This window comes from Thiorhodococcus fuscus (assembly GCF_042682685.1).
Taxonomy (GTDB): Bacteria; Pseudomonadota; Gammaproteobacteria; order Chromatiales; family Chromatiaceae; genus Imhoffiella; species Imhoffiella fuscus.
On record NZ_JBHUHX010000010.1, the window covers coordinates 1 to 25730 of the forward strand.

Sequence of the window (25730 nt, forward strand, 5' to 3'; positions counted from 1 at the left end):
CGCCAGCGTTCAATCTGAGCCAGGATCAAACTCTTCAGTTCAATACTTGCTTCCCTATCCGAAGATAGAGACAATCCTTGCTCGACGGTTCATCTTCACTGAAGATGCTCCTTCGATATCTCTTTGGAACCCAAAGCGACACCGGAGCACCCACACAAATTATCTGAACAGATTGTTAAAGAGCGTTTCGATCAGAGCAGTTAATCACCGCCAAGACCGACCATTCTACACGTCCCTTCGGGTCTGTCAACCCCTCCGTTTCCGAGGAGGCCGCCCTGCCGCTGCAGGGCCTCGCCAAATTCCTAATCAGCGAGCCGAAAATTCTAGCACATCCAGCGCCCAGCGTGTCAAGAGCTTTATTCAGAGCTTCCCGCCCAGCTCACAAACACTTCAACGCGCTCCGCGCGTCTGCAGCACTCCCTGTACCGCCCGAATCCGTTCCCGCTTTCCCGCCGCTCCCTCAGCAGAGCGGCGCATTCTAGCGATTCTAGACAGACTGTCAAGCCCCGTTGAGAACATTCGTCAAAAGCAGCCGGACAGCTGCGGATCAGCGACTCGCGAACTCTTTGGGATCTTTCAAACCTAACCGTTGTCGTTTGCGAAGCGACGGAAAGCCGAAGTCGCCCCGCCCTTCCCCGGAACACCACGGCCTTCCGGTATGATTTGCACGGACCTGAGTCACCAAGTCAGGCCCCAGCGCGCCAGGTTGAATTTCACCAATCAGAATGGGAGTACCCTCAATGACCAGGACAACGCCCCGCCTAATCTGGTCGGCCCTCGCGGTCACCTCTGGCGCGGTGGCAATCCTTACCATCATGCTAACCGAGCAACTCAACCTCGACCCATGCTATCTCTGCGTATTTCAACGTCTGCTGCTCTTCATTATGGCCGCAGAGGCCTTGGCAGCAGCCTTGGCATACGGAATCAGGATCCTGGGCCTGGTCACACAAGCCAGCTTTGCAACGACAGCGTTCGCCGGAATCGCCGCCGCCTCTTACCAAAGCTGGCTGCAGATACAGCCGAGCGGCGTGGTGACCTGCACCGGGGGCAATCCAGGCATGATCGAACAGGTAGTCGAGTGGCTCGGGGAACATTGGCCAACCGCGTTTCTAGCCACTGGATTTTGCGAGGATGCAGGAATGACCATCGCGGGCCTCTCACTGGCCAACTGGGCGCTGATCTTTTTCGCGATCAGCCTCGCAGCCGGGGCATGGATCTTGTGGCAGTCCCAGACCTCTTACAACCACAGCCCGACCCAAACGGACCCCGACATCCGATGAATCCATTTTCGATAGGAGACTCTCAGTGACCTTGAGCCGCCGTCAGTTCAATCAGCTTCTGATAGCCAGCCTGGGCTACTACGCACTGCCTGTCGCAGCCGCAGAACCTGCGGAAGGTCAGGACTGGCGCAAAATAACCCCCCCATATCCAAGCGATACGCCAGGAAAAATAGAGGTTCTGGAGTTCTTCTCTTACGGCTGCCCTCATTGCAGTCACCTCAACCCACTGATCACGCCCTGGGCGGAGGAACTTCCCGAGGACATCGCCTTCCGACAGGTACCCGTCTCGTTCGGTCGCGCCGCATGGAGCAATCTGTCACGGCTTTTCTATACGCTAAAGGACCTTGGGCGACTCGAACAGCTTCACCAAGCCGTCTTCGACGCCATGCACAAACAGCGACTGAAGCTTTACAAGGAAGATGAAATGCTACAGTGGCTCAAAGGAGAGGGCGTCGACACGGGCGCATTCATGAATGTATTCAATTCCTTTGACGTGCAAACCCAAGTCGGGCGCGCGGACTACCTCGCGGGGCGTTTTCGGATCGACGCCGTCCCAACCCTAACCGTTGGCGGAGAGTTTGTCGTACTTGGGCGCAATGCAAAAAGCCTGAAGGATATCCTCGCGATCGCGGACGGCCTGATCACGCGGGTACGAGCACAAGCGAAGGGCTGAAACGACAGAGCCCCCTCGATCGAGCGCGCTCAGCGATCGAGGGGGAGACGGATCACGACGAGGAGGTTAGCGCCGACGCCGACAGCCTAGGAAACCCAGGTCAATCGTGGCGTCGACAAGGCACCAAGGATAGCACCCCGGGGAAGTCAAGGCAGCTGATCGAGACCGATCTTGGACGCGGAACGTTTGACTGCTGGCTCACGACGCAACAGCAGCGGAACGAGCATAACGAGCGTCACGAGGAGAAGAACGATCTCGAGCATGTAGACCGAGGTATAGCCGATCACGGGCCCAGCCCAGTCTGGACCGAATGCCCCGTCCTCGGCGAGGCCGGAAACGATGTCCCGCATGCTGCCCCCAAAAGCAACCGCAACACCATTGGCCGTTGCCTGAACCGCGCCCCAAGCCCCAAGAGCGAGACCGCTATGCCCTCCGTCGGCAAGATCCATGGCCGCTGTCAGGGTTCCAACCGAGACGAACCCCGCCCCGAACCCGATCAGCGCCGTTCCGACACGGAAGATATCCGTCGAACCGATGGTCGCCGCATAGATCACTGCAGCAAAGGCGACGAGCCCGACGAGCGCACCGAAACCGGTGATCCGATAGGCGTTACCACCACGCCCCAGCACATAGCCTGCAACCGCAAAGGCGGCCAAGGTACCCGCCGACAGCAAAGCGGTCAGCGCAGTAGTCTGCGACACCGTCATCCCCAACACCTGCCCTCCATAGGGTTCGAGCAAGATGTCCTGCATCGTGAAGGCGGCGGTCCCCAAACCGACGATAACCAGCAGGCGACTTGCCCTTCCACCACGCGAGAAGGCGCGCCAGGACTCTATGAACGGCGGTCTCTTCTCTGGCGCAGCGGCCCGAGCGGGATTAATGGCTTCCTGCTTCCACAAAGCCACGACATTCAGGAAGATGGTCGCAACAGCGGCACCCTGGATGAGCTGGATCAACAATTGCTGCGAAAAATGGGTCAACAATCGGCCAAACAACAAGGCGCTCAACAACATGCCCAACAGCAGGGTCACATAGAGCAGCGCCACTACCCGCGGGCGCTTATCCGGCGGAGCCAAATCGGTTGCCAAGGCCAAACCGGCCGTCTGGGTGGTATGCAGACCAGCGCCAACCATCAAGAAAGCCAGCGCAGCACCAATCTTACCAAGCAAATTCAAAGCGTTATCAGCATCGGCCAGCAACAGAAGCGCGAACGGCATGATTGCGAATCCGCCGAACTGCAGCATGCTGCCGAACCAGATATAGGGAATACGTCGTAAACCGAACGCAGAATGATGATAGTCGGAACGATGTCCGATGAGGGCGCGAAACGGCGCAAAGACCAATGGCAAGGCAACCATGGTTGCGACTAACCAGGTCGGCACACCAAGCTCGACCACCATCACTCGGTTAAGGGTCCCGGTCAACAGAACCATCGCAATCGCCACCGAAACCTGAAACAACGATAGGCGCAGCAGCCGCCGCAACGGCAAGTCCGCCGACGCCACATCAGCAAACGGCATCAAGCGCATCAGGAGTTCGCGCCACGCGGCGGCGACTCGGGGATCAACAGATTGACTCATGCCGAGGTCATCTCCCACTTGTGATTCGAGATGAAAAGGGTTGGACGAAAGAAACCGATGGCACCCTATCCAATCTCACTTACAGATTACCCGCCCACGACTCGGACGCCCCTAAGGCGCTACCGGAACGGAAGGCGGCGATGGTACGCCCCATTGGGACCATTTGGAAGGCCGCAGAATCCAGCGCAAAGGATGGCACACAGCATGGAGGCGAGAGAAGAATAGGCATCAACGGACAGCCCACACCAAAGAGCCGCCGAACAAGGGGTTTCCCATGTTTACAGATACGAATGCATACGCATTTCACCCACTGAAGCGGGAGCAAACGAAAATCCACATCAAGCCGCCATGCTTCTGGAGGCCGGCAGCCGCGAGATCTCGGGAGCATTATGAATGTTCACGCATGCAAGATGCGGCAGAGCGGATTTCAAGCTGAGAAGGTCAAGCGAGGAAGGGGGGGAAGGCGGAAGACGGATGACTTATAACTCAGGACTCAATCCTGGCCCAACAGCCGACCTAAGTCGATCATCCTGGCAGATGGGGCTTCGATCAATCGACGAACACCCCATCTACCATCGTACCTGGCCATACGGCCGGCACGGTCGTGGTCGCTGATGCGGCCACATCGATCCCAGAGGGATCTTACTGCCAGCCGAGGCCGACAGCAAAAACAACCCAATGCACTGCGATCGCGAGGACCAGCAGAGCAAAGAAGATCGGCATCAGCCAGGTAGCCGGATTGACAACCAGCCAGATCTTCCAATCGTCTTCGGGATTATTCGGCTTTGCGACGTCGCTCATTGCAATGTTCTCTTAATCTAGAGTGAATAAGAAGCAGATTACCACCAAGGATTGGCGGCGATCACGAACAAGTGAGCCAGCGCAGCCAGACCGACGAACGCGGTGTAGGTGACCTTGAACTGCTCGTGGAATTCTTTCGCTTGCTGATCGGTGAGACCCGACAGAGATTGCTCGGCCATTGTATTGCCTCCCAAAGGGATGTTTTGATAAGCCACTGCTACAGCAGTTGGCAAGGGTTCAATTGCGGCAGAAACGACCGCAAAAGACGATCTTACTCGGCCGGAGCAGCCTCAACAGCTGCCGGTGCCGGCGCATGCCAGCCCTGACCGTCGAGCGAAAACGCAACGACGTGAACCAGGATCGCCAGAGCGCCGACGGCGATCAGGGTAGGAATCAGCCAGGTCGCAGGATTGACGACGAGCCAGATTTTGTAATCGTTTTCGAGCGGCTTGTAACCCATGAATTGCATTGTCATATCCTCTCTAAATTACCACCAAGGATTGGCGGCGATGACGAACAGGTGAGCCAGAGCCGCCAGACCGACGAATGCGGTATAGGTCACTTTGAACTGCTCGTGGAATTCTTTTGCCTGCTGCTCGGTCAGACCGGACAGACTCTTCATATCAGCCATGATTGGCCTCCATTAGGATAAACCGATTCGCATTGCTCGGCAGCGCAGGCAGTGTGCTTGCCGACCTCAAAACATTCAGGATCCTCAGCAGACCCACAGGTGTCATCTTAGCTTGACATGCGCATATGTCAAGCCTCTTAGACACAGGTCGACATCAAGACTCTCAGCCAGCCATAGCCGCTGCATTTTGGCCGCACATCGCTCGCGACAGCCCAAAGTCAAACGCAATAGATATCAATCCAACGAATAGCAAATCGAGAAAACAGGGGATAATCGAGGCGTGGAAAACTGGCATCTGAGCGACGCACACCACGAACGCATGAAGACAAAAAAGCAAACGCCCGAAGAACAGGCAAAACAGAGGGAAAAGGGAAAAGAAAGGGGAAGGGGAAAAAAACGTATGGGAACCGATTTCAAACACTATTTGGGCGCACCGAAGGTGCGCCCAGGGCCACAGCGGCCGTAGACCGCTGCCAAGCCTTATACGACTTAAGCGTGCCAGCCCAAGCCGACAGCGAACACCACCCAGTGCACAGCAATGGCAATAGCCAGAACGGTGAAAAGGATCGGCATCAGCCAAGTAGCAGGATTGACAACCAGCCAGATCTTCCAATCGTCTTCGGGATTCTTAGGCTTTGCGACGTCGCTCATTTCTTTCACCTCTAAATTAAGAGAAAATTAAGACCAGCAGGTCTTACCACCAAGGATTGGCAGCAATGACGAACAGGTGAGCCAGAGCCGCCAGACCGACGAACGCGGTGTAGGTGACCTTGAACTGCTCGTGGAACTCTTTCGCTTGCTGATCGGTGAGACCCGACAGGGATTGCTCGGCCATTGGTATACCTCCTAAAAGGATTTTCGACTAGACCACCGTCAAAACGGTTGACGATGATTAAACGTGACGCACTGACGCCACGCGGAGACGATCTTACTCGGCCGGAGCAGCCTCGACAGCTGCCGGCGCAGGCGCATGCCAGCCCTGACCGTCAAGCGAGAACGCAACGACGTGAACCAGGATCGCCAGAGCACCAACGGCGATCAGGGTAGGAATCAGCCAGGTCGCAGGATTGACGACGAGCCAGATTTTGTAATCGTTTTCGAGCGGCTTGTAACCCATGAATTGCATTGTCATGCCCTCTCTAAATTACCACCAAGGATTGGCGGCGATGACGAACAAATGAGCCAGAGCGGCCAGACCGACGAATGCGGTGTAGGTCACTTTGAACTGCTCGTGGAATTCTTTTGCCTGCTGCTCGGTCAGACCCGACAGACTCTTCATATCAGCCATGATTGGCCTCCGATATTAAGAAAATGATGCCGTTACTCAACACTCTGGAAACCACGCGAAGGAAGCCACCAGATGCATGCCACGCCCACCTGAATGGGACTTCAAAAACCTTAGGACCCATCAGAGATCCTGGGTGTCATCTTAGCTTGACATGACAAGATGTCAAGTATGTTTTACATACCGTCAAACGAACCGGAACACGCCCCCTGAAGTCTTTCGCATCAAGACATTAGCCCCATGAAGACGCATGAGGCCAACAACCGCAAACGGCATTATTCCAAGCCCGAACAACGACCTGGATCTAGCCCAGAAGCCGTCGGAGAAACGAGATCAGGACCGCCATCAAAGCAATGCCAACCGTTGCAATGAAGGCCACTTTGCCCATATAGAAGAAGGTCGAGATAACCGGACGCAAGTTCGGCATGCCCGCAGATTCGTTTTCCGAACCCTCCTCGACCTCTGACTCTTCCGCATGCGCGGCTACAGCCGGCTCGGTGCTGGCCGTCGCCCTAGGCTCGGCGGCCACAAGCTCCAGCGGAGACACGCTCGCCACACGAAAAAACTGCAACCTGGGGCTGGACGCGGCCTCCTTCTCCATCACAACGAACTCGCTGTCAGCGCCAAGCTGTTCGAGGACAGCAAATTCGTTTGCGAATGCCTCAATGGATTCACTGTCGCCCTGATGTTCCCAGGACTGGGATTTTTCGGGCCAGGTCTTCTTCGCCGCATACTTCACGAGCAATTCCTCATTGATTCGGAGCCAAGGATGATCTCTCGTCGCATCATCCAGACGAACGCTGGGGTCGTTGACGCAGACGAGGGCGACGGCGCAGACGACGTGACTGGAGGTCGAGCGACCAATCGCGCCTGCCTTCGCCTTAAGGTGGAGTTCGCCCACAACATTCAGGGGATTGTATTTGCAGGTCGACACATTGTCACCGGGACGCCGTGGGGGCCAGCGCACGACGGACGGCACCGCATGTGCGTGAGCGCCGATTGCAGCAAGATCTTGCCCGGCAGCCAAAGGCGATAATAAGATTGATTCTTCTTAAGATCGATGCCGACCGCGCCTTAAATCTTGATGCCGACGCACGAGGCGACACATTCACACGCAATCGAACGAGCGAGCGAGACACCAGATGCACGCCGAACACCTTCACCTTTGGCAACACAATCATGTATTCGGGCAGGAACAGAGACGTCCCGGAGAACAGCGCACCCTCATCGTTATCGCCATCACGGCAGCGATGATGGTGATCGAAATCGGGACCGGTCTGCTCTTTGGGTCCATGGCGCTGTTGGCGGACGGGCTCCATATGGCCTCGCATGCGGCCGCACTGGGCATCGCGGCCTTCGCATATATCTATGCGCGCAAGCACGCCAAAAACACCGACTTCAGCTTCGGAACCGGTAAAGTCAATGCGCTGGCGGGCTTTAGCGGGGCCATCCTGCTCGTTATCTTTGCCCTCATCATGGCCTGGGAAAGCCTCGCACGCATGCTCGACCCCGTCTCGATCGCATTCGACCAGGCCATCGCCGTCGCCGTGATCGGGCTCATCGTCAACGGCGCCTCGGTGCTGATTCTTGGCGCCGAGCACGGGCATGAGCACGGGCATGAGCACCACGGCGAGCACGGGCATGCGCATCATCAAGACCACAACCTCCACTCGGCCTATCTGCACGTGCTGGCGGACGCCCTCACCTCTCTCCTGGCGATCTTCGCACTGCTGACCGGCAAGTATTTCGGCTGGGTTCTGATGGATCCACTCATGGGCATCGTCGGAGCCGTGCTGGTCGCACGCTGGTCGTGGCGGCTGCTGGAAACGACCAGCGCGGTCCTGGTCGATCGACAGGGTCCAGAGACGATTCGCTCGAAGATTCGCACAGCGATCGAGCAAGACTCGCAAGATCGCGTTTCCGACCTACACCTTTGGTCGATAGGACCTGACATGTACGCTGCAGCCATTTCGGTCGTGTCCCACGACCCCAAATCGCCTTTGGAGATAAAGAAACTACTGCCATCCCATTGTGGATTGGCCCATGTCACGGTCGAGATCAACCCCTGCTGCACCCAAGGCGCCCACACCTGATCCTCTCGCCGAGAGGAAGGCGCGATCCTAATGCCAATCCGCGCCGAGCGAGTCGCCCGTAACCAATGGCCTGGACGGATCGGGAATCCATTCTTCTTGCAACCTGGCCGTCCACCATTGCTTCATGCGGCTATCCATCCACTCCAAGCTCTTCCTCACGGTCCTCCTGGCATGCGTGATCGTGTTGATCGGCACCCAGGCCTTCGTGCAGTGGTCTTTCCAACGCGGACTCGTCGAGATGGCGGACGCCCGCGAACAGGAGCGCATAGAACAGATCGCCGATCGATTGATCGACATCTACCGCCAAGACCACTCATGGGACTCGCTCGCCCGAAACCACCAGCTCTGGCGCAACGCATTGGGGAGTCGCTCCTGCTCGAGGTCCGAGCCTCCACCCGAGCCCGGCCGTCTCGATCAACCGCCACCTCGGCCAGAGGATTTCATGGACGCCCCCTGGTCGCGACAGGGCATGCCGAAGCCTCCGAACAAACATCGGCGACCAACACCGCTGAGGATGCGGCTCACGCTCCGCGACCAGGATGGAAACGTCATCTTCGGGCGCACGCAACTCGCACAGAACAGCCGCCAATACCCCCTGGAGCTCGACGGCCATCGGATTGGAGCATTGACCTTGACACCCGGGCCGCCCTTGCCGGAGAAAGCAGAGCTTCGCTTCCGCAACACCCAGGGCAACCGGTTATGGATCATCGCCCTGGGGATGCTCCTGCTTTCGGCCGCGCTGGCCTATCCACTCTCACGACGACTAGTGAGGCCGGTCCGGGACTTCCAGAGTGCCGCGCGCCAATTGGCTGCGGGAGATTTCAGCGCACGAGCGCCAGTGTATGGCAGCGACGAGATCTCCAAGCTTGGGCGCGATATCAACGCCCTCGCTGCAGCGCTCCAACGAAACGAGCAGGCCCGTCGACGTTGGGTCGCAGACATCTCGCACGAGCTACGCACCCCGATCGCGCTGCTCCTCGCGGAGCTGGAGGCACTTCAGGACGGCATCCGCCCATTGGACGCTGCATCGCTCGACAGACTGCACGCCGACTCGATGCGGCTCGGTCGCTTGGTGGACGATCTTTACGAACTCTCGACGACCGATATGGGAGCGCTCGGGTATCGCATGGAGCCCACGGAGATCGCAGAGGTTTTAGGCGCGGATCTAGACGCCTTTCGACGCCGATTCGAAGAGGCGGGGCTCAGACTCGTCTATCAGGATCAACTAGACGAGCCCAAGGTCGTGCATGCCGATGGGCAACGGCTGTCCCAGCTCTTCCGCAACCTGTTGCGCAACAGCCTTCAATACACGGATGCGGGCGGCGGATTGACGGTTCGGATCGCGCGCCGACAAGATCTCATCCAGATCGATTTTCAGGACACCTCCCCGGCGGTCCCGCCCGAGTCCCTCCCCCGCCTATTCGAGCGCCTCTACCGCGCCGACAGCTCGCGCAGCCGCCACACGGGCGGCGCAGGACTGGGACTGGCGATCGCGAGGAACGTCGTCGAAGCGCATGGAGGACAGATCAGTGCCGCTGCGGCACCGATCGGGGGGCTGTGGATCCGCATTCAGCTACCGATTTAGGCCGTCGATCCTCACCAACACAGCAGACACGAGCCAAGCGATGAGCAGTCAAACCCAGCTACTGATCCTGATCGTCGAAGACGAAGAACGCCTTGCGCAGCTCGTCGCCGACTATCTCAAGATCGCCGGATACCAGACGCAGCATCTGAGCGAAGGCCTTGGCGTGACCGATTGGGTCAGAGAGCATGAACCCGACCTGATCCTGCTCGACCTGATGCTGCCCGGAAAGGACGGACTGACGATCTGTCGCGAGGTACGGGCGCACAGCGAGATCCCGATCATCATGACCACCGCCCGCGTCGAGGAGATCGACCGTCTGCTGGGATTGGAATTGGGCGCGGACGACTATGTCTGCAAACCCTACAGCCCGCGCGAACTCGTGGCGCGTGTCAAGGCCATCCTAAGGCGGACCCAGGCGAAAGAAAAACCCGCACGTTCCGGCATACTCTCCCTGGCCCCCGATAGCCTGCGCGTGAAGACGACGAGCAAGGAAATCGAACTGACCGCTGTCGAGTTCTCCCTGCTGGAGACGCTCTATGCCGCGCCGGGACGGATTTTCTCCCGCAACAGCCTGATGGATCGCATCTACCGGGATCACCGTATCGTCTCCGATCGCACCATCGACAGCCACGTCAAGAAGCTCCGGCGCAAGCTCGCCGAACTCCTGCCCGACAGGGAAATCATCCACTCCGTCTACGGCGTCGGCTACCGCTACGAAGAGCTGGAGGGAGATCAGACCGATTGACGCAGCGAGGGCGGAACCCGTCCGCCGCCCCGAACGCACACAGCGTCCGAGACGGATCCTGGACGCCACCAGAGCCACCCCTCTCTCCGCGCTTCTGCCGAACGACAACAAAAAATCGATTTTCCGTCGAAACTGCTGTCTCGATCATGGTTTTGGTTTGCCATTGGATAATAATGTCATCGCCGCACGGAACGCAGACTCAAGACTCCGCGGCCCCTCTGCGGGAGCTGCCGCGACCTTACCTTTCGCCGGAGCAGGAGTAACACGATGAAAAAAACAATGAAAACCAGCGCTATCGCCTTGCCGCTCGCCATCTGCCTGAGCGCTTGCGGACAGCAACCGAATGTGACATTCAAGAAGGACGTTCAGCCCATCCTCAAGCAACACTGCGCCGAATGCCATTTGAAGGGAGGCCAGGGATTCAATGCCAGCGGCTTCCTGGTGGAGTCTTATGAGTCCGTCATGAAGGGAACAAAATTCGGTCCGGTGATCGTCGCTGGCGATCCGCTGTCGAGCAGCCTATACCGGCTGGTGGCGGGAGAGGTCGACCAATCCATCCGGATGCCGCACGGCAAGGATCCTATCAGCGACGCTCAGATCGCCACGATCGAGCAGTGGATCGAGCAAGGCGCACAGAACAACTGATCCGGCGCGAGTCGTTCCTCAAGTCGAACCAGCGGCGCAATCCGCGTATCGCGCCGCTGATCGCGCCAAATCATCTGAACGCCTTCAGACGCTCTCCCGCTCCAAACGCTGCTTGACCGCGCCGGGAGACTTCGTGCGGCGGGCGAGCAGATCATAGGCGACCGGTACCACGAAGAGCGTGAAAAAGGTCGCCGCAAGCACCCCGGTCAGGATAACGGTGCCGATTACATCGCGGGTCTCGGCGCCCGCGCCGCTCGACATCAGCAACGGAATCGCACCGGCTGCCGTCGTGATCCCCGTCATGAGGATGGGGCGCAAACGCACATCCGACGCCTCCAACAGCGCATCCCGAAACTCACGCCCCTGATCGCGCAGCTGATTTGCGAACTCGACGATCAGAATGCCGTTCTTGGCCGAAAGCCCCACCAGCATGATGAGCCCGATCTGGCTGTAGATGTTGAGCGTCTGATCGGACAGCCAGAGCCCCATCAAGGCGCCCGCCATCGCCAGCGGAACCGTGAGCATGATGATGAATGGATGGACCCAGCTCTCGAACTGCGCCGCCAGGATCAGATAGACCACCACCACGCCGAGCAGAAAGACGAACAACACACTCTCGCTGCTGGAGCGCAGATCACGACTGTCGCCCTTGTAGTCGATCTGCACGCGGTCCGGCAGAGACGCCTTCGCCTTGGAATCCAAATAGGCCAGCGCGTCGCCCAAGGCCAAATCGTCGCTCAGATTGGCCTCGATGGTAATGGCTCGCACGCGGTTGAAGCGTTTCAGGCTGCTGGAATCGGCCGTCTCCGAGATCCGCACAAGATTCGCCAAGGGAATCAGCTGATCGCTCCTGACAGAGCGCACATAGAGATTGTCCAAGCTGCCGGGCGTGCGCTGCTCATCGCGCTCGCCCTCCAGAATCACATCGTATTCCTCGCCGTCGTCCTGGTAGGTCGTGACCTTTCGCGACCCCAGCATCGTTTCGAGCGTACGCCCGATGGTGCCGATGGTGACCCCGAGATCCGCCGCGCGATCGTAGTCGATCGCGACCCGCAGTTGCGGCTTGGTCTCCTTGTAGTCCCAATCGATTCCGGTCAGCCCCGGATTGTCCTTCTCGATCTCGGCCAGCAGGGTATCGCGCCAGGCGGCCAATTCCTCGTAAGTCCCGCCACCGATGACGAACTGCACCGGCTTACGCGTGTGCCCGCCGAAACCCTGGCGCATGATGGGAAAGGCCTTGACGCCGGGCAGGTCTCCGAGCGTGGCTCGCACCTCGTCTATGATGGTCCAGGCCGAGCGGCGCTGCGCATAGTCGTTGAGCACGATGACGACCATGCCCGAATTGAAGCTCGCCGTGTTGGAGAAGGAGCGAGGGGCGCGCACCAGCAGACGCAGCACCTCGCCCGACTCGGTGTAGGGCATGAGGCGGCGCTCGATCTCGTCCATGTACGACTGCATGTAGGAGAAAGAGGCGCCCTCGGGACCATTGACCAGGATGAAAAAGGCCCCTCGATCCTCGCGCGGCGTATAGGCTTGGGGGATGCGCTCGAACAGCCAGCCCGCCACCCCCAACGTCCCCAGCAGTCCAACCAGAACGACCCAGGGCCGACGCAACAACCAGCGCAACACCAGGCCGTAGACACGCCGAAGGGATTGAAAGAGACGATCGACGCCCCGCGACAAGGCGGCACGTCGCGGATGCCCAGAATCGGTGGCCGTCAGAAACTTCGACGCCAGCATGGGTGACAGCGACAGCGCGACGAAGGACGAGAAGAGCACGGCGGCGACCATGGTCAGGGCGAACTCGGAGAAGATCCGGCCGATGTCGCCCTCCAGGAAGGAGATGGGCACGAACACCGCGCAGAGCACGATGGTCGTGGCGATGACGGCGAAACCGACCTGACGCGCCCCCCGATAGGCGGCCACCAAAGGCGTTTCGCCATAGTCCTCCATGCGTCGATGGATATTTTCGAGCACTACGATAGCATCGTCGACCACAAGACCGATGGCGAGCACCAGGGCGAGCAGGGTCAGAATGTTGACCGAGAAGCCGAGCACCAGCAGCACCGTGAAGGTCGCCACGACCGACACGGGCACGGCTACCGCAGGAACCAGGGTCGCGCGCAAGCTGCCGAGGAAGAGGAAAATCACCAGCACCACCAGACCGATGGCGATCCCCAACGTCTTGTAGACCTCCTTGATGGCGCCACGGATGAAGACGGAGGTGTCGTAGCTCTGCTTGAGCGCCATGCCTTCCGGCAGGGTCGGGTTGATGCGCGCCATCTCGGCCTTGGCCGCATCGGCGACGGAGATGGTGTTGGCGGTGGACTGCTTGATGATGCCGAGCCCAACCATGGGCACCCCGTTGCCGCGAAACAGGGTACGGTCCTCTTCGGTGCCACGCTCGACGCGCGCCACGTCGCCCAGACGCACGAGATGTCCGCCGCTGCCGCGCGCCAGCACCAGACGCGCGAAATCCTCCGGGGTCTCGAAGGCGCGGGTCAGACGCACGCTGAACTGGCGATCGATCGACTCGACCTCCCCCGCCGGCGATTCGAGATTCTCGGCGCGCAGAGCATCCTCGACGTCCGCCACGGTCAGATTGCGTGCCGCAAGCGCGCTGCGATCGAGCCAAATACGCATGGCATAGACCTGATTGCCGCCGACACGCACACGCGCCACGCCGTCCAGCACCGAGAAGCGATCGACCAGATAACGCCGCGCATAATCGGTCAGCTCCGGCACCGACATCCGATCGCTGACCAGGTTCAGCCACATGATGACGTCTTCGTTGCTGTCGACCTTCTCGATCTCGGGCGGCTCGGCCTCGTCCGGCAACTGATCCAGGACGCTGGAGACCCGATCGCGGATATCGTTCGCGGCGCCATCGATGTCGCGATCGATGTCGAACTCGACAGTGATGCGAGAACGCCCGTCCTCGCTGCTCGATTCCAGCGTCCGAATGCCTTCCAGGCCCGAGATGCGGTCCTCGATCAGCTGTGTGATACGGCTCTCGACGACGGCCGCTGCCGCCCCCGGATAGAGTGTATCGATCGAGACCACGGGCGGATCCGTGTCCGGAAATTGACGCAACGGCAGCCGATCGAAGGAGACCAGACCGAAGGCCACCAGGAGCAGCGAGAGAACGGCGGCCAAAACCGGCCGGGTAATGGAGATATCGGACAGGATCACGGGCTCGCTTCCATCTTCAATGCCTCGGGACGCGCCTGCCCAGCCTTCGCCAGTATGCGCAGCGACTGACCGGAGTGGATCTTCTCGTTGCCATCCGTCACGACCCGATCACCGAGATCGAGACCGGACAGGACCTCAACCACCCCAGCCTGGCGCGTCCCGGTCGCGATCGCGCGACGCTCCGCTACCGGCCCCGCCTCCCCTTGCGAAACCCGCATGACGAAATGCTCTTCACCCCGGTGCTGAACGGCGGCCTCGGGAATCACGAGCGTCTCGCGCGGATTGATCCGCAACTCGACCTGCATCAGCAATCCGGGCTTGAGGTGCCCTTCCGCATTGGGAATCAGCGCTCGCACCTTGACCGAGCGGGTCACCGGATCGATGCGAGTGTCGATACCCGTCACCTGCCCCGTGAAGACCTGCCCGGGAAAGGCCGCCGTTTTGGCCGAAATCGTCATCCCAGGTGCAAGCGCCCCGAGGAAAACGCTGGCAATCGAGAAGTCGAGCTTCATACGGCTATCGTCATCCAGCGTCGTGATGAGATCGCCCGGCTCGACCAAGGCACCCTGACTGACGTTGCGCAGACCGAGAACCCCATTGAAGGGTGCCTTGATCACACGATCCGCCAACCGGGATTCGAGCGCCACCAGCATGGCACGCGCCGCATCCAAATCCCGCCGACGCTCGTCCAACAGCGACTCCGACGCCGAGCCCTGAGCGACCAGCGATTTGACGCGACGAAACTGGCGCTCCGCCTCGGCGGCGCGGACCCGCGCCTCTTCCAGCAAGGCATGCTCCTCGGCATTGGTCATCTCGACCAGGAGATCCCCGGCGCGAACCCGCTGTCCATCGTCGAAATGTAGTGCCGAGATGGTCTCGGTCACATTGGAGGTAATGGCCACCGACTCGTTGGCCTGAAGGGTTCCAAGCGCCTCGACAGGCTCGGCGAGCGTCTGGCGCTGAACCTCGGCAACCATGACCACGACCCCGGCCACAGGCGCAGCGAGGCCGGCTGGGGCCGTGAAGAGCGCGCCACACAGCAGCATCGCGAGCGGGAAACCGTGTACGAGCAAAAGACTATCCGAATGGCGCACAGAGATGTCCGTTGAGAATGAGACCGAGACCAGGTACGGGATTCGATGGAACATCCCATCGACAAGGCACTGGACTCTGAGTTGCGGACTCGGAAAAAGATCCCCAGTGCATGCGCGACAGCAAACCGCAACAGGGATTGCCAGTCCACCGCGAGCCAGTAGACGCTCGGCGCGCCGCCGGTTGGCGGCTCGCTTTCGCCGCCGAGCGAAATCTGCAATGCTAGCGGCCTTTTGTTCGATTGATCCTGATTGGGGACACGATGATCTCCGTAACGCTGAATGGCGAAACGCTGGAATTCGACTTGGATCCTGACACCCCGCTGCTATGGGTTCTCCGAGACCACCTTGGACTCACCGGAACCAAATACGGTTGCGGCGAGGGCGAATGCGGGGCCTGCATCGTCCATCTTGACGACAAACCGGTCAACGCCTGCATCACCCCACTCTCGGAGGCGGCCGGCCGATCCGTCAGGACGATCGAGGGACTGTCTCCAGACGGCCGTCATCCGCTTCAGCTGGCCTGGATCATGGAAGAGGTGCCGCAGTGCGGATATTGCCAAAGCGGCCAACTGATGACGGCCGCCGCCCTCCTGGCAACGCATCCGCGCCCGACCGAAGCACAGATCGACGCCTCCATGTCGGAGGTCCTCTGCCGCTGCGGATCCTACAGTCGCATCCGACGCGCGATCCTCCGCGCGTCCAATCCCGAGGTCCAGAATGGCTGACTCAGACACGGAGCTGCTCCTGAGCCGGCGGGCCTTGCTGCGTGTCGCGGTGGCCTCGGGCGGCGGACTGGCGCTCGGCATCCTGTTTCCGGCGCAGGCGGACACCAGCGTCCCCGATCAACCGCAACAGGATGGCGGCACCGAGACCCTCGCACCCAATGCCTGGATCCGCATCCATCGCGATGGCGGCATCCAGCTGGTCATCGCCCGTTCGGAGATGGGACAGGGGGTCACCACCAGCCTGGCGATGCTGCTGGCGGAAGAACTGGAGGTCGGACTCGATCAGATCCGGGTGGAACAAGCCCCAGTCGGCGCGGCCTACGTCAACCACCTACTGGGAGAGCAGGCGACGGGCGAGAGCACCTCGATCCGCGATGCCTGGCTGGTTCTGCGCGAGGCCGGGGCCGTGACTCGCCAGCTCATGATCGCAGCAGCGGCGGCGACCTGGTCGGTGCCGGAAAGCCGCTGCGAGGCGCGACGCGGCATGATCCACCTAGTCGACGATCAGCGCAGCCTTTCCTATGCCGAGCTAGCCGCCACAGCCGCTAAGCTGCCGCTGCCAGCCGTGCCCGCGCTCAAGCCGCGCGAAACCTGGAGCCTGATCGGCACCGCGCAACGGCGTATCGACGCACCGGACAAGGTGCTTGGCGCCGCGCGCTTCGGACTCGACGTCCGACTTCCAGACATGCTCTATGCATCGATCGCACGCTGCGATCTCATCGGCGGACGCATCGCCAGTTGGCGTGACAACGCCACGCGCGCAATTCCCGGCGTTCTGAACGTCTTCGCGGTTCGTTACGGGATCGCCGTAATCGCCGAGTCCAGCTGGGCCGCGTTGCGTGGTCGCGAGCGATTGGAGCTCAGCATCCGCCCGTCCACAAACCTCGCGGCCGACACCCAGCGCATCCGCAACCGTCTACGGGTCGCGCTCAAGGGGCGCGCTGCCGTCGCCTATAAGGAAGGCGACGTCAGCGCAGCGCTCAACGCCTCGCCCCACCAAATCGAATCGATCTACGAGGTTCCCTTTCAGGCCCACGCCTGCATGGAACCCATGAACTGCACGGCGGATGTCCGCCACGACCGCTGCGATCTCTATGTCCCCACCCAGGCCCAGGCCAGGGCGCGGGCGACGGCTCAACGCATCACCGGACTTCCGGCGGATCGAATCGCCGTCCACACGACCTTCCTAGGCAACGGTTTCGAACGCCGTCGCGAGCAGGACTTCGTCGTGGACGCGGTCGAACTCTCAAAGGAACTCAAGCGCCCGGTGCAGGTGATCTGGACGCGCGAAGACGACCTGCGCCACGATTTCTTCCGACCGATGAGCCTTCATCGACTGCGCGGCGGCATCGATGCCGAGGGACGGCTGACCGCCTGGTTCCATCGCGTTGCCGGACCCTCCGTTTTGGCGCGTATCGCACCTGAGCGCATCGCGAACGGCGTCGACCCCTTCATGATGGCTGGAGCAACCGACCTGCCCTACAGCATCGCCCACCGGCGTATCGAGTACCGCCGCGCCGACACACCGGTACCGATCGGACTCTGGCCTGGCGGCGGACAGGGACACAACGTCTTCGTCACCGAATGTTTCCTCGACGAACTGGCCCATGTCTCGGGCAGAGATCCCCTCCAGCTACGACGCGACCACCTGACCGATCGGCCGCGTCTCTTGAAACTCTTGAACAGGGCGGCCGAGGAAGCGGAGTGGGACAACCCGCCCGCATCCGGCCAAGGACGCGGCATCGCGCTCATGGAGGCATTCGGCAGCCTGATCGCCGCAATCGCGGAGGTCTCCATCGAAGGAACCGAGGTGAGGGTTCGACGGGTCATCTGTGCCGTCGATTGCGGACAGGCCGTCAATCCGGAGACGGTTCGCGCCCAAATCGAAAGCGGGATCGTCTTCGGTTTGACCTCTGCGCTCAAGGGCGAGATCACGCTGACCAAGGGACGAGTCGACCAATCGACACTTCGGGACTATCCGCTGCTCAAGGCGAGCGAGATGCCGGACATCAGCATTCATCTCGTGAAGAGCGATGCGGAGCCTGGCGGCGTCAGCGGACTCGCTTCGCCCCTCATGGCTCCGGCCGTCGCCAATGCGCTGTTCTCTCTGACCGGCCAGCCGGTTCGATCGCTGCCGATCCGACTGGGATAAACCGCACGCCAGGCCAGTCTCGACCAGGCGCGCAGACATCGATGGGAGTGGCCTATCAGTCGGCCAGAGCGGCCGCCTGGCGCTTCATCTTGTTGACGATGGCATAAACGCCGACATGGCGGTTGGGGCTGAGATGCTCCTGGAGATGCAGCCCCTCGAACAGGACGTCCACATCGAGTGCGTCGATCTCGGCGGGCGTCTTGCCAGAGAAAAGCCCGACCAGCAGCGCAACCACCCCCTTGATGATGGCCGTATCGCAATCGCCCTGATACTGAATGCGATCCGTCCGAGCCTGATCCTGGCGGGCACATACATGCACGAGACTCATGCACTCGACGACCCGATTGGCGTCGGTCTTGTCTTCCGGGTTCATGGGCGCCAACCCTTCACCGAGTTCGACCAAATACTGATAACGCTGGTCCCAATCACCGAGCAGTTCGAAGTCGTCGATGATGTCGCTGATTTCTGTCTCTCGCATCTGTGCCCTGTCGCGCATGTCTGTTGATAGGCCTGCCATCCGATCGACCAGCGTGCGGCCCGAAACAGGCTCAGACGCCGAAGGATTCGCCGCAACCGCATGGATTCTTGGCGTTCGGATTGCGGAATTCGAAGCCCTGATTGAGCAGATTCGACCTGACGAAATCGATCTCCATTCCGTCGATCCGTCCAATGCTGTCCTCGTCGACGACCACTTTAACCCCATGGCTCTCGAAAATCCGATCGCTGGAAGCCAGATCGTCCGCGTAATCGATCTCGTAGGCGTAGCCGCTACATCCGCTTTTCTTGGTTCCGACGCGCAGGCCCACCCCTGTACCACGCTTGGCGAGCATGTTAGAAACGTGTTGAGCGGCCGCTTCGGTCAGTGTGACTGCCATGCTGGTGATCCCCTACCTTTAGATGATGTCATTGGAGGCAGAATTTGACATCCGGGCGGCCGTTTTCAAGGTTGAAGCCAACATGCACCGCGAGTATCTTCAGCGCAACGTTGGGACCATAGCCTAGAAGACCAGCCGCTCTTGCCTCTCGACCCGACCACCTTTCCCCTGGACCAGCGCCGATCGCCAGAAATCGATACGGGCATCCCCCTTGGCCTGTGCATCTTGGATGCCGAGCTGAATCCAACCTGGCTCTATGCCTCTGACGCCCTGCACGAAACGTCCTCCGAGACGGGCTCAGCCGGACCATGGACCGAGCGCCTCACCGGGGATGCCGAGTTCATTCACGCCGCACGACACGCCTGGGAAGGGGGAACGGCGCAACGCCGTGGACTGACGCTACGCGAGCCGACCGGAGCCCGTCTGTTCGATCTCACGTTGGCCCCGGTGAAAAGCGCCGACGGTACCGCGAGCGGCCTCATGGTCTGCGTCCTCGATGTAACCGATTCGCTGCTGGCCGAGGAGGAGATAGCAAACAGCGCCGACTGCTACCGCTTGGCGGCGGACTACACCTACGACTGGGAATACTGGATCACCCCAGAAGGATGCCTGCGCTGGATGTCGCCCTCAAGCGAGCGCGTCACGGGCCGCGAGCCGACCGCCTTCTTCCTCGACCCCGAGTTGCTGGATAGCATCATCCATCCCGAAGATCGAGCGATGGTCGCACGGCACCTGTTACAGCGCTGCCGAGACAGGGAACCGGACACCCTGACCTTTCGCATCCTCAGGCCGGACGGCGAGATCCGCTGGATCGAGCAAATCTGTCAGGCGGTCTTCGAATCGAATGGCGCATTCGCCGGAAAGCGCGCCAGCAATCGCGATGTCACGGATCGAATGCAAATGGAACACGCATTGCGGGAAAGCGAAAATCAGTTTCGACTCATGTTCGAGCTGGCAACAGTCGGAATGGCGCTCGTGGACCCGGAGACCCGCGCCATCCTCCATGTGAATCAGCAGCTCTGCCGACTGCTCGGCTACTCGGTCGACGAATTACTCGGCATGTCCTTCTACGATCTGACTCACCCGGAAGACCGCGAACAGGATCTGGTGAGCTTCCAGCGCGCCATGCGTCAGGAAAAGGACGACTATTTCACCGAAAAACGCTATATCCGCAAGGATGGACAGATCGTCTGGGCCTTGGTCAACGCCGCCTTCATCCGTGACGCTGCGGGACATCCGCTGAAAACGGTCGCGGCCGTCATCGATATTACGGACAGACGCCGAGCGGAGACGCGCGCGCGCGAGCTGGCCACCGTCGTCGAGTGCTCATCCGATTTCATCGGCGTCGCCGACCTGCACGAGCGTGGCATCTATATCAATCACGCCGGCCAGAAGCTGGTCGGACTGGACGGCGACGCATCCGTTCGAACGACGCAGATCCTAGATTTCATCTTTCCCGAGGACCTGCCGTTCGCCAAGGACACCGTCCTTCCAACCGTCATGAACGAGGGTCGTTGGGCCGGTGAGATCCGTTTCCGTCACTTCGTCACCGAAGAGCCGATCGACGTCTACTGGGACGCACTGCGAATCGACGATCCCGAAACCGGCCGCCCCATGAGATTCGCGACCGTGACCCGCGACATCCGCAAGGAGAAGGCCGCCGAGGAGGCCATGCGGCAGGCCGATCGACGCAAGGACGAGTTTCTCGCCATGCTGGGTCATGAGCTGCGCAATCCAATGGCCCCCATCCGCAACGCAGTCGAGATCATCCGCCGGGTCGGAATCGGCGAGGATACGCGCATCCAATGGGCGGTCGAGTTGCTCGACCGCCAGACGGCCCACATGGGACGCCTCTTGGACGACCTGCTCGACGTCTCGCGGATCGTCAGCGGACGACTGGAGCTGGAACATCGCCCGGTTCAGATCAGCGACATGGTCCAGCAGGTCGCCGACGGCGTGCGCTTCCTGATGGACGAACGCCACCACCATTTCACCTGGACGCTTCCCGACCCGGAGGTCCAGGTCGAGGGGGACTCGGTCCGCCTCTCCCAGGTCCTGCTCAACCTGCTGGTCAACGCGGCCAAATATACCCCGGAAGGCGGCCGGGTCAGTGTCGAAACCGAGTCGACAGCCGATGAGGTGAGGATCCGGGTCCGCGACAACGGGCAAGGGATGAGCCAGGAACAGATCGATTCGCTCTTCAAGCTCTTCTCCCCTGGGATGCGCCCCATCGACACCCCGAGCGGTGGACTCGGACTCGGACTGGCCATCGCCCGGCGTCTGACCGAGATGCACGGAGGACGGCTGCAGGCCATTAGCGCGGGTGTCGGACAGGGCACGGAGATGCGACTTCATCTACCTCGGCTGCGACCTTCCGCAGCGAGCGAACAGGACCCGACCCCCATCGATTGCACCGAACCCAACCCAGCGTCCAATACCAAGCGCATCCTGATCGTCGACGACAACCCGGACGTCGCCGGCGCATTGGCCCTGCTGCTGGAAGTCCTAGGCTATCAGGTGGAAACGGCCAACTCGGGTATCGACGGTATCGCTGCGGCCCGACGCTTCCGTCCTCGGGTCGCCTTCCTGGATATCGGAATTCCAGACATCGACGGCCTGGAGCTGGCCCGCCAGCTACGCGCGGAATTCCCGGACCCGGACCGACTCATGCTGATCGCCCTCACTGGACTGGGTCACGAGGAGGCGAGGGAACGCTCCTTGGCGGCAGGATTCGATCGGCATCTGGTCAAACCCCTCGAACAGAAGGTGCTGGTCGAGCTGCTGGAACAGCTGAACTGACCGCGATCCAGAACGAGAGGCGCTCAGTGACGGTGCTCGGCGACACGCATGCTGGAGACCGAGGCCATGTCCAGAAGACCGCGCATCAAGGCGGCACGCTCACCCGTCGACAGCGTCTCGACGAGCGCCTGCTTGTCTTCCGGGCTCAAGGGTAGATGGGCACACAGCAGATTGACGAGATCCGTGTCGTTCATCTTGTCGAGATCGTCCCAGGGGATCTCGACCGAGTTCAGCTTGCAATAGGCTCTGAGCGAGGTCAGAAAACCAGCGCGGTCAGCCATGGCTTCACCCTCGGCGTGATAGTCCACGGCGAACCGCTCCCAATCGACCGAGACGCGGCGATACCCCTTGTAACCCTCGAGCTCCTCGCACACCTGAAAACGACACACCCCGCTCAAAACCAGAACGATACGGCCGTCCGAGGTCTCGCTGTAGGAGGTAATCCGACCGACACAGCCGACGCGATGGATCTCTGGAACAGCGTCCATGGCCGTTTCGCTGGTCGGCTGAACCATCCCGATGAGATGCGTGGACGCCAAGGCGTCCCCCACCATGCTCAGATATCTCGGCTCGAAGATGTTGAGCGGCAACTGGACGCCCGGCATGACCACGGCGCCGGGAAGCGGAAAGATGGCGAGCTCGTCGGGCAGATCGGAGAATGTCGGAAAGAATGGATTGCGCGTCATCATCTACTCCAGGCTGCGAGCCCCCTCAGGGCGCATCGCCAATAGTTCGAGTCGAAAAAGGGCCTTGCTCCAGGTAATTTGGGGCACCCATGCCCGTTCCCCAGCTTGACCGGCGTCGGTCGACACCGCACCGACCAACGCCTGCAATGAACCGATGGCATCATCGAGCCGTTCGCGGATCGCAGCAAACCTAAATCTCAATCCCGTAGCCCGGATGGAGCGCGAGCGGAATCGGGGACACGATCGAGTCCGCCAAAGCGCCACGCCACGCCACGCTAGTTGACGCACAGTTCGACGAGGGACAGAGACAACGCGCGACATCTCAGACTGGAAATCATCCGGCTAGGCCGCATTCTGTGCTACCAGACACCGAACTCGACGAGGACGACATGCAGCAGGACAGACCGGCACACAAGGATCACGCAGACACGGATCGGCTCGCGATGGGACGCGATTTCCAGCGCATCCGCCGCTTCAGCGAGCAGCTCTGCGAGCCACTGGTCATCGAGGACTATGGACTACAGACGGTTCCGGAGGCCAGCCCGCCCAAATGGCACCTGGCCCACGTCACCTGGTTCTACGAGACCTTTCTGCTGCGCCCCTTTCTTCCCGACTACCCGGTCTTTCATCCGCGCTTCGAATATCTATTCAACAGCTATTACGAACAAACCGGCACCGGTTTCTGGCCGCGTTCCGAGCGCGGACTGCTATCACGCCCGACCGTTTCCGAGGTCTACGACTACCGCCACCATGTCGACGACGCCATGGAGCGTTTGATCGCGACCTGTCCCTCGGACGTCTGGCCCAAGGTGCAGATGCGTTTGGGCATCGGACTGAACCACGAACAGCAGCACCAAGAGCTGCTGGTCACGGACATTAAGCGGCACTTTGCACACAACCCGCTGCGACCGGCCTACCGGGCGGACCTGCCCGTGGCGCCGATCGCCTCCCCCGCTCCCCTCACCTGGACGCAGTTCGACGCGGAGCTCATTGAACTGGGGGCCGGCCCGGAAGGCTTCGCCTACGACAACGAGCGCCCATGCCACCGCGTCTTCCTCGAACCCTTCTCGATTGCCGATCGCCCCGTCACCAATGGCGAGTACCTTGACTTCATCGCCGACGGCGGCTATCGAAATTCGGCCTTCTGGCTCTCGGACGGCTGGGCGACCATCCGGCGCGAGGGCTGGAGCTGTCCGCTCTACTGGGAGGGCCAAGCGGACGCCACCCCCGACGACTGGCGGATCATGACGCTGGGAGGCATGCGCCCGCTGAATCCGGCCGAGCCGGTCTGTCACCTGAGCTACTACGAGGCCGACGCCTTCGCCACCTGGGCCGGCAAGCGGCTGCCCACCGAGGCGGAATGGGAGCGCGCGGCCTCGGATCGCCCCATTGCCGGAAATTTCGTCGACGACGCCTGGTTGCATCCGCGTCCAGCGGAGAAGACGGACGGCCTGAGACAGCTCTTCGGTGACGTCTGGGAATGGACGGGCTCGGCCTATCTGCCCTACCCCGGATATCGCGCGCCAGCGGGGGCGCTCGGCGAATACAACGGCAAGTTCATGTGCAACCAGATGGTGCTGCGGGGCGGATCCTGCGCGACCTCGCGCGATCATGCGCGACTCAGCTACCGCAATTTTTTCTATCCTCACGAACGCTGGCAATTCAAGGGATTCCGACTCGCGGAGACCGTCCAATGACCACCGCTGCAGCAACGCGTCGCCCCCCCAAGGACATCCGAGAACCGGAGCACCGAGACAGCGGCGCCAACCCGTCCGAGCGGATCCGTTTCCACGATTACCACCCGACGCCCTCTGATGTGCGCGCCGAGGTGCTCGCTGGACTCTCCCAGACTCAGAAACGCCTTCCGCCCAAGCTGTTCTACGATCGGCGCGGCTCGCAGCTGTTCGACGCCATCACCGAACTGCCCGAGTACTATCCGACCCGTACCGAAATCGAGATCCTGCGCGCACACGGCGACGAAATTGCCGACCTACTCGGTCGGCATCGGGTACTGATCGAGCTCGGCAGCGGCAGCAGCCTCAAGATCCAGACACTGCTCGCCGCGTTACAGCCTGCAGTCTATGTCCCGGTCGACATCTCGCGCGACCATCTGCTCGACTCCGCGCGAACGCTTGCGGAACGCTTCCCCTGGCTGCGGATCCGGGCCGCCTGCGCCGACTACTCGGTCCCCTTCGAATTACCGCTCGATCCTAACGGGTCGGATCTCACCGCCTTCTTCCCCGGATCCAGCATCGGCAACTTCGACCCAGACGAGGCACGCCGCTTTCTGCTGCGGGTCGGCGAGGTGCTGGGATCGGGCGGATACCTCCTGATCGGCGTGGATCTGCGCAAGGATCCCGAGACACTGAATGCCGCCTACAACGACGCCCAGGGCGTCACGGCCGACTTCAACCTCAACCTGCTCGCCCGCATCAATCGCGAGCTCGACGCCGACTTCGACCTGAATGCCTTCTCGCACCGGGCCTTCTTCGACGCAGCGTACAGCCGCATCGAAATGCATCTGGTCAGCCTTCGAGATCAGGAGGTCAAGGTCGCGGGACACACCTTCCACTTCACGCAAGACGAGACCATCCACACCGAGAGTTCCTACAAATACGGACTCGACGACTTCCACGCACTGGCCAGAGATGCCGGATTCCAACCCGAGCGTGTCTGGACCGATCCCCATCAGCTCTTCAGCGTGCATGCGCTGCGACTGACGTAACGACCAGCTACCAGCTACCAGCTACCAGCTACCAGCTACCAGCTACCAGCTACCAGCTACCAGCTACCAGCTACCAGCTACCAGCTACCAGCTACCAGCTACCAGCTACCAGCTACCAGCTACCAGCTACCAGCAAGATTGTATGGCTGACGGCTGGAGGCTGA

The 25730-nt window shown here is 60.8% G+C and carries 26 protein-coding genes; 11 read left to right on the forward strand and 15 right to left on the reverse strand.

Going from position 1 to position 25730, the window contains the following annotated elements:
* Nucleotides 1–740: 740 nt before the first annotated feature.
* A complete protein-coding gene (locus ACFSJC_RS05125) occupies nucleotides 741–1280 on the forward strand; it encodes a disulfide bond formation protein B (RefSeq protein WP_386024178.1) in 540 nt (179 codons plus the stop codon).
* Between the two features lie 25 nt (nucleotides 1281–1305).
* Nucleotides 1306–1953, forward strand: coding sequence for a thiol:disulfide interchange protein DsbA/DsbL (locus ACFSJC_RS05130; RefSeq protein WP_386024181.1), 648 nt, complete (start codon nucleotides 1306–1308; stop codon nucleotides 1951–1953).
* A 146-nt stretch (nucleotides 1954–2099) separates the two neighbouring features.
* Here the strand turns inward: ACFSJC_RS05130 and ACFSJC_RS05135 are convergent, their stop codons facing one another.
* The 10 genes from ACFSJC_RS05135 to ACFSJC_RS05180 form a co-directional block, all read right to left on the reverse strand.
* Nucleotides 2100–3533 (reverse strand): BCD family MFS transporter, encoded by a 1434-nt coding sequence (locus ACFSJC_RS05135; RefSeq protein ID WP_386024184.1) that lies wholly within the window; start codon nucleotides 3531–3533, stop codon nucleotides 2100–2102.
* Nucleotides 3534–4175: 642 nt separating this feature from the next.
* Nucleotides 4176–4334, reverse strand: coding sequence for a light-harvesting antenna LH1, alpha subunit (pufA, locus tag ACFSJC_RS05140; protein WP_007042213.1), 159 nt, complete (start codon nucleotides 4332–4334; stop codon nucleotides 4176–4178).
* A 38-nt stretch (nucleotides 4335–4372) separates the two neighbouring features.
* Nucleotides 4373–4513, reverse strand: coding sequence for a light-harvesting antenna LH1, beta subunit (pufB, locus tag ACFSJC_RS05145; protein ID WP_007043386.1), 141 nt, complete (start codon nucleotides 4511–4513; stop codon nucleotides 4373–4375).
* Between the two features lie 92 nt (nucleotides 4514–4605).
* Nucleotides 4606–4803: a light-harvesting antenna LH1, alpha subunit gene (gene pufA / locus ACFSJC_RS05150; RefSeq protein ID WP_007043387.1), complete on the reverse strand. Its 198-nt coding sequence runs from the start codon at nucleotides 4801–4803 to the stop codon at nucleotides 4606–4608.
* An 18-nt stretch (nucleotides 4804–4821) separates the two neighbouring features.
* Nucleotides 4822–4965, reverse strand: a complete 144-nt coding sequence (gene pufB, locus ACFSJC_RS05155; RefSeq protein ID WP_007042216.1) for a light-harvesting antenna LH1, beta subunit — start codon at nucleotides 4963–4965, stop codon at nucleotides 4822–4824.
* A 489-nt stretch (nucleotides 4966–5454) separates the two neighbouring features.
* Entirely contained in the window at nucleotides 5455–5616 is a 162-nt protein-coding gene (gene pufA / locus ACFSJC_RS05160) for a light-harvesting antenna LH1, alpha subunit (protein WP_386024189.1), read from the reverse strand.
* 43 nt (nucleotides 5617–5659) lie between these two features.
* A complete protein-coding gene (pufB, locus tag ACFSJC_RS05165) occupies nucleotides 5660–5800 on the reverse strand; it encodes a light-harvesting antenna LH1, beta subunit (RefSeq protein ID WP_007043386.1) in 141 nt (46 codons plus the stop codon).
* A 93-nt stretch (nucleotides 5801–5893) separates the two neighbouring features.
* Complete coding sequence (gene pufA, locus ACFSJC_RS05170; RefSeq protein ID WP_007043387.1) at nucleotides 5894–6091, reverse strand: light-harvesting antenna LH1, alpha subunit; 198 nt, start codon at nucleotides 6089–6091, stop codon at nucleotides 5894–5896.
* A gap of 18 nt (nucleotides 6092–6109) precedes the next feature.
* Nucleotides 6110–6253: a light-harvesting antenna LH1, beta subunit gene (pufB, locus tag ACFSJC_RS05175; protein WP_007042216.1), complete on the reverse strand. Its 144-nt coding sequence runs from the start codon at nucleotides 6251–6253 to the stop codon at nucleotides 6110–6112.
* Nucleotides 6254–6554: 301 nt separating this feature from the next.
* Nucleotides 6555–7184: a hypothetical protein gene (locus tag ACFSJC_RS05180; RefSeq protein WP_386024192.1), complete on the reverse strand. Its 630-nt coding sequence runs from the start codon at nucleotides 7182–7184 to the stop codon at nucleotides 6555–6557.
* Between the two features lie 208 nt (nucleotides 7185–7392).
* Between ACFSJC_RS05180 and dmeF the strand changes: the two genes are divergently transcribed.
* The 4 genes from dmeF (at nucleotide 7393) to ACFSJC_RS05200 (ending at nucleotide 11318) form a co-directional block, all read left to right on the forward strand.
* Nucleotides 7393–8343: a CDF family Co(II)/Ni(II) efflux transporter DmeF gene (dmeF, locus tag ACFSJC_RS05185; RefSeq protein ID WP_386024195.1), complete on the forward strand. Its 951-nt coding sequence runs from the start codon at nucleotides 7393–7395 to the stop codon at nucleotides 8341–8343.
* 124 nt (nucleotides 8344–8467) lie between these two features.
* Nucleotides 8468–9928: an ATP-binding protein gene (locus tag ACFSJC_RS05190; RefSeq protein ID WP_386024198.1), complete on the forward strand. Its 1461-nt coding sequence runs from the start codon at nucleotides 8468–8470 to the stop codon at nucleotides 9926–9928.
* 40 nt (nucleotides 9929–9968) lie between these two features.
* Entirely contained in the window at nucleotides 9969–10673 is a 705-nt protein-coding gene (locus ACFSJC_RS05195; RefSeq protein WP_386024201.1) for a response regulator, read from the forward strand.
* 267 nt (nucleotides 10674–10940) lie between these two features.
* Nucleotides 10941–11318: a c-type cytochrome domain-containing protein gene (locus ACFSJC_RS05200; RefSeq protein ID WP_386024204.1), complete on the forward strand. Its 378-nt coding sequence runs from the start codon at nucleotides 10941–10943 to the stop codon at nucleotides 11316–11318.
* 84 nt (nucleotides 11319–11402) lie between these two features.
* On the opposite strand, the gene ACFSJC_RS05205 is transcribed toward ACFSJC_RS05200, so the two are convergent.
* Complete coding sequence (locus ACFSJC_RS05205; protein WP_386024206.1) at nucleotides 11403–14510, reverse strand: efflux RND transporter permease subunit; 3108 nt, start codon at nucleotides 14508–14510, stop codon at nucleotides 11403–11405.
* A complete protein-coding gene (locus ACFSJC_RS05210) occupies nucleotides 14507–15556 on the reverse strand; it encodes an efflux RND transporter periplasmic adaptor subunit (RefSeq protein ID WP_386024471.1) in 1050 nt (349 codons plus the stop codon). Before ACFSJC_RS05210 ends, ACFSJC_RS05205 begins: the two co-directional genes overlap by 4 nt.
* Nucleotides 15557–15864: 308 nt before the next feature.
* Here ACFSJC_RS05210 and ACFSJC_RS05215 point away from each other — a divergent pair, with 308 nt between their 5' ends.
* Together ACFSJC_RS05215 and ACFSJC_RS05220 are read left to right on the forward strand one after the other, a co-directional pair.
* Nucleotides 15865–16329: a (2Fe-2S)-binding protein gene (locus ACFSJC_RS05215; protein WP_386024208.1), complete on the forward strand. Its 465-nt coding sequence runs from the start codon at nucleotides 15865–15867 to the stop codon at nucleotides 16327–16329.
* A complete protein-coding gene (locus ACFSJC_RS05220) occupies nucleotides 16322–18481 on the forward strand; it encodes a xanthine dehydrogenase family protein molybdopterin-binding subunit (RefSeq protein WP_386024211.1) in 2160 nt (719 codons plus the stop codon). The genes ACFSJC_RS05215 and ACFSJC_RS05220 overlap by 8 nt, the downstream gene beginning before the upstream one ends.
* Nucleotides 18482–18536: 55 nt before the next feature.
* Here ACFSJC_RS05220 and ACFSJC_RS05225 read toward each other — a convergent pair whose 3' ends face one another.
* Nucleotides 18537–18959 (reverse strand): SufE family protein, encoded by a 423-nt coding sequence (locus ACFSJC_RS05225; RefSeq protein WP_386024213.1) that lies wholly within the window; start codon nucleotides 18957–18959, stop codon nucleotides 18537–18539.
* 70 nt (nucleotides 18960–19029) lie between these two features.
* On the reverse strand, nucleotides 19030–19356 hold the full coding sequence (locus tag ACFSJC_RS05230; RefSeq protein ID WP_386024216.1) for a HesB/IscA family protein: 327 nt from the start codon (nucleotides 19354–19356) through the stop codon (nucleotides 19030–19032).
* Nucleotides 19357–19497: 141 nt separating this feature from the next.
* Here ACFSJC_RS05230 and ACFSJC_RS05235 point away from each other — a divergent pair, with 141 nt between their 5' ends.
* Nucleotides 19498–22155, forward strand: a complete 2658-nt coding sequence (locus ACFSJC_RS05235; protein ID WP_386024219.1) for a hybrid sensor histidine kinase/response regulator — start codon at nucleotides 19498–19500, stop codon at nucleotides 22153–22155.
* Between the two features lie 23 nt (nucleotides 22156–22178).
* Here the strand turns inward: ACFSJC_RS05235 and ACFSJC_RS05240 are convergent, their stop codons facing one another.
* Nucleotides 22179–22841 (reverse strand): LON peptidase substrate-binding domain-containing protein, encoded by a 663-nt coding sequence (locus tag ACFSJC_RS05240; RefSeq protein WP_386024222.1) that lies wholly within the window; start codon nucleotides 22839–22841, stop codon nucleotides 22179–22181.
* A gap of 389 nt (nucleotides 22842–23230) precedes the next feature.
* On the opposite strand from ACFSJC_RS05240, the gene egtB reads away from it, so the two are divergent.
* Entirely contained in the window at nucleotides 23231–24538 is a 1308-nt protein-coding gene (egtB, locus tag ACFSJC_RS05245) for an ergothioneine biosynthesis protein EgtB (protein WP_386024225.1), read from the forward strand.
* Complete coding sequence (gene egtD, locus ACFSJC_RS05250) at nucleotides 24535–25566, forward strand: L-histidine N(alpha)-methyltransferase (RefSeq protein WP_386024228.1); 1032 nt, start codon at nucleotides 24535–24537, stop codon at nucleotides 25564–25566. Before egtB ends, egtD begins: the two co-directional genes overlap by 4 nt.
* Nucleotides 25567–25730 lie beyond the last annotated feature (164 nt).